General features: G+C 43.6%; 11 protein-coding genes. 7 read left to right on the top strand and 4 right to left on the bottom strand.

Annotation, left to right across the window (positions count from 1 at the left end; translation table 11 throughout):
• Positions 1–36 precede the first annotated feature (36 nt).
• The 3 genes from ABIC84_RS02405 (at position 37) to ABIC84_RS02395 (ending at position 2,885) form a co-directional block, all read left to right on the top strand.
• Entirely contained in the window at positions 37–1,164 is a 1,128-nt protein-coding gene (locus ABIC84_RS02405; RefSeq protein ID WP_426586944.1) for an aspartate aminotransferase family protein, read from the top strand.
• 82 nt (positions 1,165–1,246) lie between these two features.
• Positions 1,247–2,194, top strand: a complete 948-nt coding sequence (locus ABIC84_RS02400; RefSeq protein ID WP_426586942.1) for an N-acetylornithine carbamoyltransferase — start codon at positions 1,247–1,249, stop codon at positions 2,192–2,194.
• 82 nt (positions 2,195–2,276) lie between these two features.
• Positions 2,277–2,885, top strand: a complete 609-nt coding sequence (locus ABIC84_RS02395; protein ID WP_426586940.1) for an FMN-binding negative transcriptional regulator — start codon at positions 2,277–2,279, stop codon at positions 2,883–2,885.
• A gap of 42 nt (positions 2,886–2,927) precedes the next feature.
• On the opposite strand, the gene ABIC84_RS02390 is transcribed toward ABIC84_RS02395, so the two are convergent.
• Both ABIC84_RS02390 and ABIC84_RS02385 read right to left on the bottom strand, forming a co-directional pair.
• Complete coding sequence (locus tag ABIC84_RS02390; protein WP_426586938.1) at positions 2,928–4,175, bottom strand: cation:proton antiporter; 1,248 nt, start codon at positions 4,173–4,175, stop codon at positions 2,928–2,930.
• Between the two features lie 42 nt (positions 4,176–4,217).
• Positions 4,218–5,516, bottom strand: a complete 1,299-nt coding sequence (locus ABIC84_RS02385; RefSeq protein ID WP_426586936.1) for an NAD(P)/FAD-dependent oxidoreductase — start codon at positions 5,514–5,516, stop codon at positions 4,218–4,220.
• A gap of 204 nt (positions 5,517–5,720) precedes the next feature.
• Between ABIC84_RS02385 and argB the strand changes: the two genes are divergently transcribed.
• The 4 genes from argB to ABIC84_RS02365 all read left to right on the top strand — a co-directional run bounded on the left by argB (position 5,721) and on the right by ABIC84_RS02365 (position 11,907).
• Positions 5,721–6,566 carry an acetylglutamate kinase gene (gene argB, locus ABIC84_RS02380; protein WP_426586934.1) on the top strand — a complete coding sequence of 282 codons (846 nt, stop codon included), beginning with the start codon at positions 5,721–5,723 and terminating at the stop codon, positions 6,564–6,566.
• Entirely contained in the window at positions 6,563–7,381 is an 819-nt protein-coding gene (proC, locus tag ABIC84_RS02375; protein ID WP_090527080.1) for a pyrroline-5-carboxylate reductase, read from the top strand. Before argB ends, proC begins: the two co-directional genes overlap by 4 nt.
• 193 nt (positions 7,382–7,574) lie before the next feature.
• Complete coding sequence (locus ABIC84_RS02370; RefSeq protein WP_090527078.1) at positions 7,575–8,951, top strand: aspartate kinase; 1,377 nt, start codon at positions 7,575–7,577, stop codon at positions 8,949–8,951.
• 145 nt (positions 8,952–9,096) lie between these two features.
• The gene (locus tag ABIC84_RS02365) at positions 9,097–11,907 is read left to right on the top strand and encodes a prolyl oligopeptidase family serine peptidase (RefSeq protein ID WP_426586932.1); all 2,811 of its coding nucleotides are present in this window, start codon (positions 9,097–9,099) and stop codon (positions 11,905–11,907) included.
• 47 nt (positions 11,908–11,954) lie between these two features.
• Here ABIC84_RS02365 and ABIC84_RS02360 read toward each other — a convergent pair whose 3' ends face one another.
• Positions 11,955–12,671, bottom strand: coding sequence for a ZIP family metal transporter (locus tag ABIC84_RS02360; RefSeq protein WP_112654292.1), 717 nt, complete (start codon positions 12,669–12,671; stop codon positions 11,955–11,957).
• Positions 12,671–13,234 carry a phosphatase PAP2 family protein gene (locus ABIC84_RS02355; RefSeq protein ID WP_426586929.1) on the bottom strand — a complete coding sequence of 188 codons (564 nt, stop codon included), beginning with the start codon at positions 13,232–13,234 and terminating at the stop codon, positions 12,671–12,673. Before ABIC84_RS02355 ends, ABIC84_RS02360 begins: the two co-directional genes overlap by 1 nt.
• Between the last annotated feature and the right edge of the window lie 243 nt (positions 13,235–13,477).

Here is a 13,477-nt window from a genome sequence, read left to right as displayed (position 1 = left end):
AATATTAATTTTAATTGCCTTTGAGGCTTCAATAATATGAATCTGTTCGACGTATATCCTATTAATCCGATCAACATAGTAAGAGGACAAGGAAGTTTAGTGTACGATAACCACGATACTGAATACCTTGACATGTATGGTGGCCACGCCGTTATTTCTATTGGTCACACCCATCCACACTACGTAAAACGTTTAGAAGATCAATTGCATAAACTTGGCTTTTATTCTAATTCTATCGAGATTCCTATTCAAAAAGAGTTAGCTCAAAAGTTGGGAAAAGTTTCAGGCAAGGAAGATTACCAGTTATTTCTGTGTAACTCTGGTGCTGAGGCCAATGAGAATGCTCTGAAACTGGCTTCTTTTTACAATGGTAAAAAGAAGGTTATCGCGTTCCGCAAAGCGTTTCATGGCCGTACTTCTTTGGCTGTTGCCGTTACGGATAATCCTAAGATCGTTGCGCCTATCAATGAAACTGATAACGTTATCTTTTTGCCATGGGCCGATGAAGCCGCGCTGGAAGAAGCGTTCAAAAACAACGAAATTTCTTCGGTAATTATTGAAGGCATCCAGGGTGTAGGTGGTATCCAGGTTGCACCTGAGGGCTTCCTGCAAAAAATCCGCTCGCTGTGCAACCAGTATAATGCCGTTTTCATTGCCGATTCCGTGCAGTGCGGTTACGGCCGTACGGGTAAATTCTTCTCGCATGATTTTGCCGGTGTTAATGCCGATATTTACAGCATGGCTAAAGGCATGGGTAATGGTTTTCCTGTTGGAGGCATTATCATATCGCCAAAAATACAGCCGGCATATGGCATGTTAGGTACTACTTTTGGTGGGAACCATTTGGCTTGCGCAGCAGGTTTAGCCGTTCTTGAAACTATGGAACAGGATAACCTGTTACAAAATGCCGCCGAGGTTGGCGGCTACTTAATAAAGGAGCTTAACAAGCTGGAGCAGGTTAAGAAAGTTCGTGGTCGTGGTTTAATGATCGGCATTGAATTGCCTGATGAATTGGCCCATGCGCGTAAAGAACTGCTGAACAAGCACCATATATTTACCGGCGAAGCTAAACCAAACGTGATCAGGCTGTTACCCGCTTTAAATCTAACCAAGGCCCATGCTGATAGGTTCCTGGAAGCTTTTGTAAATGTATTGAATCAATAAGACGCCCCCTCTAAGTCTCCCCCTTCAGGGGGAGACTTAAAAAAATAAATAGCAGAACAACTCACCAATAATTGTAAAGTTCATGAAACTATTCTCTTCTGTTAATGATGTTGCTGATGTTAACGCACTTGTAAAAGAGGCATTGGCGCTTAAGCAGGATCCCTTTGCCCATCAGCAACTTGGTAAAAATAAAACACTTGCCCTGGTGTTTTTAAACCCAAGTTTGCGTACCCGTATGAGTACGCAGAAAGCTGCTATCAATCTGGGCATGAATGTAATGGTGCTCAACATCGATAAAGAAGGCTGGGCATTGGAGCTGCGCGACGGCGTGATCATGGACGGCACTACTGTTGAGCATATCCGTGAAGCTGCAGGCGTTATGGGACAATACGCTGATATTATCGGTGTGCGTTCGTTCCCCGGCTTAAGGAACCGCGAGGAAGATTATAGTGAGATGATTTTTAACAAGTTTGTTGAGTTTTGCAAAGTGCCGGTTGTTAGTCTGGAATCAGCAACCCGCCACCCGCTGCAAAGTTTGGCCGACTTGATCACTATTGAAGAGCTGAAAACAACAGCGCGTCCTAAAGTGGTTTTAACCTGGGCGCCGCATATCAAACCTTTGCCGCAGGCTGTTCCTAACTCATTCTCGGAGTGGATGTGCAAGGCGGATGTCGACTTCGCTATCGTGCAGCCTAAAGGATATGAGCTTTGTACCGATTTTACCCAGGGTGCAAACATCAGCTATAATCAGGATGAAGCTTTGGCCGATGCAGATTTTATCTACGTAAAAAACTGGTCGGCTTACGAGCCTTACGGTAACATATTAGGCAAACATGAAGAATGGATGCTGACTAATAAAAAGTTAGAGCAAACCAACAACGCCAAAGTAATGCATTGCTTACCGGTACGCCGCAACCTGGAACTTTCTGACGAAATATTAGACGGGCCAAACTCAATTGTGGTACATGAAGCCGGCAACCGTGTTTGGGCTGCGCAAGCTGTGCTCAAACAGATGCTGGAAAGTTTGTAGATAATTGTTATTCATATAAGAGCAAGAATCAAAGCAAATCTGTCTTGGTTCTTGCTTCTTCTCGTCTTAAATCTTTCCTCCTATGTATACTCCCAAACATTTTCAGTTAAGCGATGAGCAGGAAGCAATCAGCTTTATGCAGCGCTATAGCTTTGCAACGATTATAACAGCTACTGATAACGTTCCGTTTGCTACCCATCTTCCCTTCCTGGTAAGCAAACGCGATGACAAAATTGTTTTGTCATCTCATTTCGCCAAAGCAAATCCACAGGCTACGGAGATCATTGGGAAAGATGGATTGGTGATCTTTACAGAGCCTCACGCCTATATCTCACCTAAACATTACGAAAAGGAAACCAACGTACCTACCTGGAATTATATCGCTGTACACGCTTATGGCAAAGCAACCATTTTATCAGAGGGTGAACAAACTGCCGGTTTGTTAGCGCAAATGATCAGTAATTACGAGGCTGATTATCTAACCCAATGGAATAACCTGCCAGATGAATATAAACAACGAATGATGAAAGGGATTGTAGCTTTTGAGATCATCGTTGATGATCTGCAAGGCAAACAAAAACTTAGTCAAAACCGTAGCGAAACGGAACGGGAAAACATCATCAATGCATTAGGCAAAAGTACGGACACTACTGAAGCGGAGATTGGCAAATACATGTCGCTTCTTAAATAATATCCTACCGGGTTACGCTGCACCAAACCCGCGCAGCATGGTTTATTCTTCTATCTTTTTGGAAGCGCTGTTTATCATTCTGTTCAACGTCAATCCCTGAACTATTACCGAAAATATCACAATAAAATAACTGCCGGACAAAATCAGGTGCCGGTATGGCGTATTGGGTAAAGACAACGCAAGGGCTATAGATATAGCCCCGCGCAGACCTGCCCAGGTCATAATGTTGATATTGCTATAGTTCACTTTAAGAGTATGCCTTAAAAACGTTAGCGGCAGCATAATACTCAGCCAACGGGCTATTAAAACTGTAACTATAGAAAGGCTTCCTGTTACCCAGTAGTTATTTACAAAGGGCAGATTGACCAGCTGCAGGCCTATCATCACAAACAAAATCGTATTCAGGATCTCATCAACCAGCTTCCAAAACTTTTCCAGTGCCTCATGCGATTTTTCTTTGTTATCCTGGTTGATGGATTGTCCCCCTGCAAATAAGCCGGCAATGACAACCGATAACGGAAGGGAGAAACCAAGTAATACGGCCAAAACTGATAAGCCCATCACCAGGGCCAGAGAGATCAGCACAATGGTCTGAAAATCTTTAACTGAATGCATCAACCTGTGGGCTATGTAACCCAAAACAGCACCGGCCGCCATCCCGCCGATAATCTCCTTGATGATGAGCATCACCACTTTCGCAAGTTCAATTTTCTCTTCGCCTACCCGGGCTATTTCTAAAATAATCACAAACAGAATAAGACCTATCCCATCATTAAACAGCGACTCACCCGAAATAATGGTTTCAAGATTTGCAGGCAATTTCGAATTGCGGATAATGGCTGCAACCGCTACCGGATCGGTGGGTGAAATCAAAGCGCCGAACAACAGGCAATAGATCAGCGGCATATGGATATGAAAAAACGGGGCTACATAAAACAACAGGCATCCAAACACCGCAGTCGAAATAACAACCCCCAATGTGCTTAGTACAAATACGGGGCGCATTTCTCTCTTCAGCTTCCGGCCATCTAAGTTAAATGAGCTTGAAAAAAGCAAGAAACCAAGCAGCACATTCAATACCGCTTTTGAAAAGTTGATATTTTTGGCAAGTGTACCCAGGTAATCCGCTATCGACGAATCAATCTTATCTACAATAAGTATGGTGATAGAAGTAATGGTTGCCAGCAGCACAATGCCAATAGTGCCCGGCAGCTTAATAAAGCGGGCGTTAAGGTACGAAAATATCGCGCTGACAATAACCAGCAAAGCTATTACAACAAACAGATCCATAAATACTTACAAGTAAGGATTTAAAAGGATTATTGTTTGTTTTTATCTCGATTCGGGATTCGTCATTCGGGTTTCGGTATCAAAATAGCGTACGATGAGTCGGTTGTCGCTGTTTTTGGTGAAATAGTTGATGGCCCAGCTAAAAAATATGATGCCCTTATTGGTAAAGCCTGCAAGCGACATGATGTGTACAAATCCCCATACCAGCCAGGCAAAAAATCCCTGAAAATGAATTTTCCCCAAGTCGGCCACCGCTTTATTTCGGCCTATGGTTGCAAGCGAACCTTTATCCCTGTATTTGAAGGGCACCAACGGTTTACGGTCGAACATTCGGTAAACGTTCTCACCCAAATTTTGTCCCTGCTGGATAGCTACCGGTGCAACACCCGGATGCCCGTTTGGATATTCATCGGTGATCATAGCGGCAACATCACCTATAGCATAAATATTTTCGTAGCCCTTTACCTTGTTAAATTCATCAACCAGGATGCGGTTACCCCGGGCTATATTATCGGCAGAAATACCTTCAGGAAATTCCCCCTTTACTCCTGCCGCCCAAAGTACATTACGGGTTAACAGCGATGTGCCATTATCTATCTTCAGTTCATAGCCATTATAGCTTTCCACGTGTGCGCTGTTATAAATGGTTACGTCCATATCCTGCAAAAACTTTTTGGCCTTGGCCCTCGCCCCCGACGAAAACGCGGCCAGCAGCTCCGCTTTACCCTCAACAAGGTAAACACTCATGCTGTGTTTACGCAAACCATGATAATCCTTCATTAATATCAGCTCGCGCATTTCGGCAAGTGCACCGGATAGTTCCACACCGGTTGGCCCTCCTCCTACAACCACAAAGGTCATTAGCGCCGCTTTTTCTTCCGGGTCTTTAGATACGAGCGACATTTCGAGGTTTTGGAGGATCAGGCTCCTTAAGTTTAAGGCCTCCGGGATATTCTTCATCGGCATAGCAAAATGCTCTATCTCTTTATTACCAAAAAAGTTGGTATTGGAGCCGGTAGCTATAGCAAGGTAATCGTAATAGATGGTACCGATATCAGTATCGAGCGTATTGTTTTCAGCATTGATCTTTTTTACCTCAGCAAGCGCGAAGCGAAAATTCTTTTGCCTGGTAAAGATCCGTCGCAATGGAAAGCCAATTGAATCGGCAGCTATGGAGCCCCCTGCCACCTGGTACAACAAAGGCTGAAACGTGTGATAATTATGCTTATCAATCATCAATACATCAACGGGCGCATCTTTTAGTTTTTTAGCTAAATGGATCCCGCCAAATCCTCCTCCTATTATTGCCACCCGCGGCCTGATATTCTTTTTTTGCTCCATAGATAGATATAAGCAAGGATAATGCCTTAAAGTTTTCCAATATTACTAATTCTTTCATAATCAAATTGTAAACTTAAACTGCAGATCCAATTATTCATTTTTTAATCAATTTTTGAAAAAACATACTATATTTTCGTAATTTTAACAGCTTTCCGTTTAAAAAAGTGGAAATTTGGCACTAAAAGAGTTATATTAACAGCTGGAATGAATAAAATTGATACAGATCATATCAAAACGGATAAATTACCATCAAATAAGAGCCTTTATATAATCAAAATAGGTGGAAACGTTATTGATAACTCTGAAAACCTATATCATTTTTTAAAGGATTTTGAAGCACTGGATGGGCTGAAGATCCTGGTACACGGAGGTGGAAAAGTGGCCACACAAATGGCCGAAGATTTAGGTATTGAATCAAAAATGGTTGATGGCAGGCGCATCACTGATATTGAAACGCTGAGAGTGGTCACCATGGTTTACGGAGGCCTCATCAATAAAAATATTGTAGCCCAGTTGCAGCGTTTTGGCAACAACGCCATAGGCCTCACCGGTGCCGATGGCAACTTTATTAAAGCGGTTAAACGGCCGGTAAAAACTATTGACTATGGTTTTGTGGGCGATATTGTTGAAGACTCTATCAACCCCGAAAATATAAGCCGGTTGATGGAAGCAGGCTTTACCCCCGTTTTCTGTGCGATAACGCATGATGGCGAAGGGCAGCTGCTAAATACCAATGCAGATACCATTGCTTCGGCACTGGCGGTATCGTTATCGGGATTATATGAAACCACCCTCATATATTGCTTTGAAAAAAAGGGCGTGCTAAAGGATATTAATGACGAAGAATCGCTGATTAGGGAAATTAACCCGCAGCACTACGAGGAACTAAAAGTGGAAAGGATAATACACAGTGGTATGCTACCTAAACTTGACAACGCTTTTACCGCAATTGCTTGTGGTGTAAAGGCAGTAATTATTGGCAAATCAGATGATTTGGGCCAATTGAAAGATAACAAACCATTTGGAACACGTTTAACAAAAAGCGCATGAACGCACAACAGCACATTTCAATATTAGGCTCCGGTAACATAGGGCTGTCATTAGCCAAAGGTTTAGTTAAAAAGGGTATTTGCAAACCCCAGCAAATATCATTAACCCGTCGTAATGTAGCTGCGCTGGCCCAATATGCCGAGCAGGGGTACCATGTGTCAGACAATAACCTGCGTGCCGTGCGCAAAGCCGATATTATTGTGCTGGCCGTACTGCCGCAACAACTCAATAAACTGTTAGACGAGATCAAACCTTCGTTAAAGCCGGATAAGCAATTATTGATCTCAGTTATCTCGGGCGTTAGCTGTGCCGATATCCGCCAGCACCTTGACCTCAATGTACAGGTGATCAGGGCAATGCCGAACACCGCGATTGCGATAGGCCACTCCATGACCTGTATCGCTACAGATAACGGCACTAATAAGAATATCAACATGACCAAATCATTGTTTGATACGGTTGGTGTAACTATCCAGATCAATGAAGAATTGATGACCTCAGCCACAGCGCTTTGTGCCTGTGGTATCGCTTTCTTTTTAAGGTCGATCCGCGCTGCTTCACAAGGCGGAACGGAGATTGGTTTTCACGCGCATGACGCTTTAAAGATGGCAGCCCAAACCGCTAAAGGTGCGGCCGACCTGCTATTACAACTGGCATCGCACCCTGAACAGGAAATAGATAAGGTAACTTCGCCAAGCGGCTGTACCATTGCCGGCTTAAATGAAATGGAGCACCACGGTTTCAGCTCAGCCATGATCAAGGGCATTCGTTTATCTGCCGAAAAAGCAGGTGATTTGTATAAAAAGGATAGTTAATTAAGCGAAAAGCTTAAGGCCGAAGGCTCAAAGCTTTTAATCATTATATTTCAATCGTTTTGATAGCGTATATCAAAATGAGTTATTTTTAAAAAAGCAGTTCAGATACAAGCTATTTACATTCAACCAATTAATAAATAGCTACAACAATTGGTATGGTTATGGTATTTGACTGTCGATCTTTCAATATAAAATGTTAACAGTAGAAAAAATTGGCGGTACATCCATGACCGCTTTGGGTGATGTTATTAAAAACATTATCCTGTTTGAACGCAGCGGGGAACAACTTTACAACCGCATATTTGTAGTATCGGCATTTTCAGGAGTAACCAACCTCCTGCTCGAAAACAAAAAGACAGGCGCGCCGGGTGTATATCACAAGCTTGCCAATTACAAGGATTTTCATACGCCATTAAAACAATTAATTACGCGTTTAAAGCAGATCAATAAAACTTATGAAGGCCTTGGTTTGAACATAGCCGAAGCCGATAGGTACATTGAAACAAGGATCAACGATGCTCAAACCTATCTGGAGAACCTGGCTAATATTCTGGCATCAGGGTATGTAGGTAAAGAAGGCATTTTACAGGCCGCGAGAGAGATCCTGGCCTCAATAGGTGAAAGCCACTCGGCTTTTAACTTTACCAATATCCTGCAAAATATGGGTATCAATGCTACTTTGGTGGACCTGAGCGGTTTTCATGACCACCGTGCATTAACCATTGATCAACGCATTAAGAAAGACCTTGCCCATATTGATTTTTCAAAAACCATTACCGTTGTTACCGGCTACGCCAAAGGCACGGAAGGTATTATGCGCGAGTTCGACCGCGGCTATTCGGAAGTTACCTTCAGTAAAATTGCCGTTGCTGTACAGCCACAGGAGGCCATTATCCATAAAGAATACCACCTTTGCACTGCCGACCCTCAATTGGTTGGCGTTGAAAATTGTTTCCCGGTGGGTAATACCAACTATGATGTTGCCGATCAGCTGGCCGATGTGGGCATGGAAGCTATCCACCCAAAAGCGTCAAAACCGTTGGAAATAAATGATATCGACCTGCGGATCAAAAACACCTTTCAACCGGAACACCCGGGTACACTGATCACCCGCGAATATATTTGCGATAAAAAGCGTGTTGAGGTTATCACCGGCACCGATAAGGTGATCATGATCGATATTTATGACCCATCAATGGTTGGTAATGTAGGTACCGATTTTCATATCATGCAGTTGTTTTACAAGTTTGGCGTTAGCTATAGCTTCAAGGCCACCAGCGCTAACAGCATTTCTATAGTGATATGGGAGAAGGACTACAATAAAAAACTGATTGGCGAACTGGAAGACAATTACGAAAAAGTTGCTGTTGAAAAAATGGCGATGGTTTGCCTGATAGGTTCCAACATGGATCAGCCGGGCTTACTTGCCAAATCCGCAACAGCACTGGCCCAAAAAGGGATCAATATCAAAAGCTGTGGCTTTGCACTAAGAATGGTCAATATCCAGTTTTTGATAGCCCGCGAAGATTTCGATGAGGCGATCCGCGCTTTGAATAAAGCAATGTGCTAAGGGAGGCGAAAGGTAAAAGGATAAAGGTTTTTTGTTTTCTACTTAACCTAATGCCTTTCACCTTTCACATCAATTGTAACTTTACAGTAACTAATTTCTGTATGCCATAAGTTTTCAGCATATTTAGGTTTGACATCTTTCCTGTATGCGTAAACTTTTCCTATCAGCCTGCCTGTTATTAGCTATTGGGTTTCATGTATCTGCTCAAAAAACAGCTAAAAAACCTTTAGATCAAACTGTGTTTGACGGATGGCAAAGTATAACAGGCCAACGCATCAGCAATGATGGTAAATGGATAGGCTACGTCATAAAGCCGCAACAGGGCGATGCCGAACTGATTATAAAAGATTCAAAAAACACCAGCTCAATTAAAATCCCCCGTGCAGATACAGTTAAAATAACCGGGGATTCAAAATTTGCTGTATGCCTTATCCGGCCGTTTTATAAGGATACCAGGCAGGCCAAAATAAAAAAGAAAAAGCAGGACGATTTCCCTAAAGATACTTTAGGCATAATTGCTTTAGGATCATCATCCGTAAGGAAAGTCCCGGCCATCCGTTCATTTAAAATAGCCGAAGATGCAGCTGTTATAGCCTACCTGGCAACGGCCGATACGCTTAAAAAACCAGCACCAGGCGATACCTCAAAAAAAGCTGTGGCTGCAACTGTTGCCCCGCCTACGCTTGAAGGTGCAGACCTAACTGTTAAAAAATTAAAAACCGGCATCGCACGAACTTTTAAATATGTGACCGAATACCAGGTCAGCAAAAACGGCAAATGGGTAACGTTTGCTGTTACAGCCCCGATAAAACAAAAAGAGACTGTATCCGGTCTGTATCTATTTGATTTGGAAAAAAACTCGGTCAAACGGCTAAGCACCGGCAGAGGCAATTACCATAACATCAGTATTGATGATGCCGGGCGCCAGGTAGCTTTTACTGCCGAGAAAAATCCGGAAAAGGCATTGGTAAAACCATTTAAGCTTTATTACTACAACACTGCAAAAGATAGCGCGGAAGTTATTGCCGCTGTCGGATCTGCAGGCATACCCAATAACTGGGCGGTAAGCGGCGATGGCAAAGTAAGCTTTAGCAAAAGCGGCAATAGCCTTTTCTTTGGCACTGCACCTATCCCCAAGCCTGCCGATACCACCCTTGCTGATTTTGAGGTAGCCAAGCTGGATATCTGGAACTACAAAGATGATTACCTGCAGCCCCAGCAGCTCAAAAACCTGCAAACCGAGTTGAAGCGTAGCTATCTTGCAGTGATAAAACCTGAAGAAACGAATGCCAAAATTATTCAATTAGGTAGCAAGGCCATTCCCGAAATGTTAACTGCCGAAAATAAAGATGCCCGCTATGTTTTAGGGCTTACAGATACCGGCGCCCGCATATCAGCCCAGTGGGAAGGCAGTACCAGGCAACAAGCCATTTTAATTGATACCCGGAGCGGCAATCACAGGTTTATTAATGCCTCTTTGGGCCGTTATTATATCTCGCCACAGGGCAATTATGTGCTGTGGTTTGATCTCAAAGATCAGGCATGGTACTGTTATACCATTGCAACAGGGCAAAAAATAAACCTGAGCAAAGCAACGGGCACCAAAATGGGCGACGAGCTGAACGATGTGCCCGGCTATCCTTCAGCTTACGGTGTGGCAGGCTGGGCGGCGGGCGATAAGGCCGTATTTATTTATGACCGGTACGACATCTGGCGTTTTGACCCGGCAACAGGCGACGCGTTTAACTTCACCAAAGGCATCGGGCGCAAAAACAAACTGATCATGAGGTATGATCAAACCGATACGGAGCAAAAATTCATCCCCCTGAAAGAGCCGATGTGGCTGTTAACTCAAAACGAAGAAACCAGGCAATGGGGATATTTCAGGAAGTTTCCTGAGACTAACAATCTGCCCGAAAAAGTGACCATGGCCCCAATGAGTTATGATAACCTGCTGAAAGCTAAAAATGCCGATGCTTACATCTACACCAAGGCAAGCTATAAACAGACGCCTGATTTGTACTTTTCATCTGATCTGAAAAAAGAGCTTAAGCTAAGCAATATCAACCCGCAGCAAAGTGAATATAACTGGGGCACTGCCGAACTTGTGAGGTGGATGACACCTAAAGGCTATCAGTCGCAAGGGATCCTGTATAAGCCTGAAGACTTTGACCCGGCCAAAAAGTACCCGATGATAGTTTATTTTTATGAGAGACTTTCTGACGGGCTTTTTAACTATATAGCACCTGCTCCTACCCCTTCCCGCCTGCCTATCTCATTTTTTGTGAGCAACGGTTATCTTGTGTTCGCACCTGATATCAGCTATCAAACCGGCCATCCGGGGGCATCTGCGGTCGAGTTTGTAAATTCAGGTGTTGAGGCTTTAAAGAAAAACACATGGGTTGATGCTGCACATATTGGCTTACAGGGCCAGAGCTGGGGTGGTTACCAGGTGGCTTACCTCATTACCCAAACCAATATGTATGCCGCAGCCTGGGCAGGCGCGCCGGTAGCTAACATGACTTCGGCCTATGGAGGGATCCGTTGGGAATCGGGACTGAACAGGCAATTTCAGTACGAAAAATCACAAAGCCGCATTGGCGCCACGCTTTGGGAAAAGCCTGAGCTGTATATCGAAAACTCGCCCTTGTTCCAGTTGCCCAAAGTAAAAACACCGGTGATGATCATGAGCAATGACGCCGACGGCGCTGTGCCCTGGTACCAGGGGATTGAAATGTTTACAGCTTTACGCCGTTTAGGTAAACCTGTTTGGTTACTGCAATACAATGGCGAGGCTCATAACCTGGTACAGCGCCAAAACCGCAAAGACATTACTATACGTGAGCAGCAATTTTTCGATCACTTTTTAAAAGGCGCGCCAATGCCGGTTTGGATGGATAAGGGAGTACCTGCAGTTGATAAAGGGAAAGACTGGGGCCTGGAGCTGGAAAAATAAAAGTTTATATAGAAATTAATTTCACACAAAGTAATAGCATTAATAATCTATAGCTCTTTCAAAAAGCCCAGCAGCGCAATGGCCACACCGGCCAATACCGCCATCATTTTACGCATATTGAAACGGTGATCAGCACTCGATTCAAAGAGGATAGTGGTGGAGATATGCAGGAAGATGCCGATAACAACGCCCATGATCCTGTTAAAATAATGCTGCAGGTTACCTATGTTTCCGCTGCTTAATGCATCGCTGAAAAAATAACCTGCCGGCGCCATCACCGCGAATACCGCCACAAAAAGTATGGTTTTGTTTTTACCTTGTTTGTTAGTGAGCAACACTGTAGCCAGTGCGAAGGCCGCCGGGATATGGTGTAAGGCAATGCCGTAAACTAATTGGTCCTGGTTGCCCTGGGCAAGCGGCATTCCCTCCAAAAAAGCATGCAGGCAAAGGCTTGCCATGATACCAATTGGGAAAACTGCCAGATCATGCGGGTGTTTGTGCATGTGGCCGTGCTCAATTCCGTCCGAAAATTGTTCAAGCACAATCTGAAACAGGAAGCCGACCAATATGAATACGCCTACATAGTTATCATTACCATGATAGGCATCAGGAATCAGGTGCAAAACGGTAATACCAAACAGGTAAGCTCCGCTGAACGACAGTACCAGTTTCAGCGTTTTGTGGTTATCGCCCTTAAATAAAAACACAGAAGTACCGCCAAAAAAGGCAGCAAAAAAAAGCAGCAGAATTTTCCAATATCCCATTAAAAGGCAGGTTGTAATTTTTTAAATAATAATGAAAACAGCCATCCAACAAAGGCCCCGTATAAAGCGCCGCACAATACATCTACCGGGAAATGCACCCCCACATATACTTGTGCAAAGCAAATACTGCCTGCCCAAAGTATCGCCCAAAGCCATATCCACCTCCATTTTCTGAAAAACACAAAGCCAAGGAATATCGCCATGGCAAAATGATCGGTGGCGTGGGTTGATGGAAAACTATACCCGCTACCACAGGGCACACGGCTGATATCGGTTGCAGATACAACCGGATCACGGCAAGGGCGAAGCCGCTGAATATTGTGCTTGATAATAACTCCACTGGTGAAATCAGCAACGCCTGCCGATGCCGCCAGCAGCACTATAATGACAGCACCTGTTTTTTTATATCGCCATAAACAAAAAATAATGATGAAAATGTACAGCGGGATCCAGAATTTGGGGTTACGCAACAAGGGCATGATCCAGTCGAAAAATGAATTGGACAGGTCATGATTAATGAAATAAAATAAATGCCGGTCGAGGTTTAAAAGATAGTCGGGCATTGTTTTTTACTATAGGTGTTTGTTTGCTGTAATTTCCAAAGTTATCAAATAGCTTAAAAAATCCTTCAAATTTTAATACTTAGCAGCAGCATTATCCCGTTAAGCATAAAATAATGCGCAGGGATGACAATTGAAACCACCCTGCACCGTATTAAAAAACAACAAATTAACCGTAACCTTATATGCAAGCGTTTGCGTAAATCCTTAAAACAATATCATTTGTAGCTTATATTTTTTACTTTT

This window comes from Mucilaginibacter sp. 3215, from assembly GCF_050433785.1.
Lineage (GTDB): Bacteria > Bacteroidota > Bacteroidia > Sphingobacteriales > Sphingobacteriaceae > Mucilaginibacter.
This window is presented reverse-complemented; position numbering and strand designations above follow the sequence as displayed.

Coding starts and splice junctions, on each gene's coding strand:
- ABIC84_RS02400 (WP_426586942.1), top strand. CDS start 1,247: ATGAAACTATTCTCTTCTGTTAATGATGTTGCTGATGTTAACGCACTT.
- ABIC84_RS02365 (WP_426586932.1), top strand. CDS start 9,097: ATGCGTAAACTTTTCCTATCAGCCTGCCTGTTATTAGCTATTGGGTTT.
- ABIC84_RS02390 (WP_426586938.1), bottom strand. CDS start 4,175: ATGGATCTGTTTGTTGTAATAGCTTTGCTGGTTATTGTCAGCGCGATA.
- ABIC84_RS02385 (WP_426586936.1), bottom strand. CDS start 5,516: ATGGAGCAAAAAAAGAATATCAGGCCGCGGGTGGCAATAATAGGAGGA.
- ABIC84_RS02370 (WP_090527078.1), top strand. CDS start 7,575: ATGTTAACAGTAGAAAAAATTGGCGGTACATCCATGACCGCTTTGGGT.
- ABIC84_RS02395 (WP_426586940.1), top strand. CDS start 2,277: ATGTATACTCCCAAACATTTTCAGTTAAGCGATGAGCAGGAAGCAATC.
- ABIC84_RS02360 (WP_112654292.1), bottom strand. CDS start 12,671: ATGGGATATTGGAAAATTCTGCTGCTTTTTTTTGCTGCCTTTTTTGGC.
- ABIC84_RS02355 (WP_426586929.1), bottom strand. CDS start 13,234: ATGCCCGACTATCTTTTAAACCTCGACCGGCATTTATTTTATTTCATT.
- argB (WP_426586934.1), top strand. CDS start 5,721: ATGAATAAAATTGATACAGATCATATCAAAACGGATAAATTACCATCA.
- proC (WP_090527080.1), top strand. CDS start 6,563: ATGAACGCACAACAGCACATTTCAATATTAGGCTCCGGTAACATAGGG.
- ABIC84_RS02405 (WP_426586944.1), top strand. CDS start 37: ATGAATCTGTTCGACGTATATCCTATTAATCCGATCAACATAGTAAGA.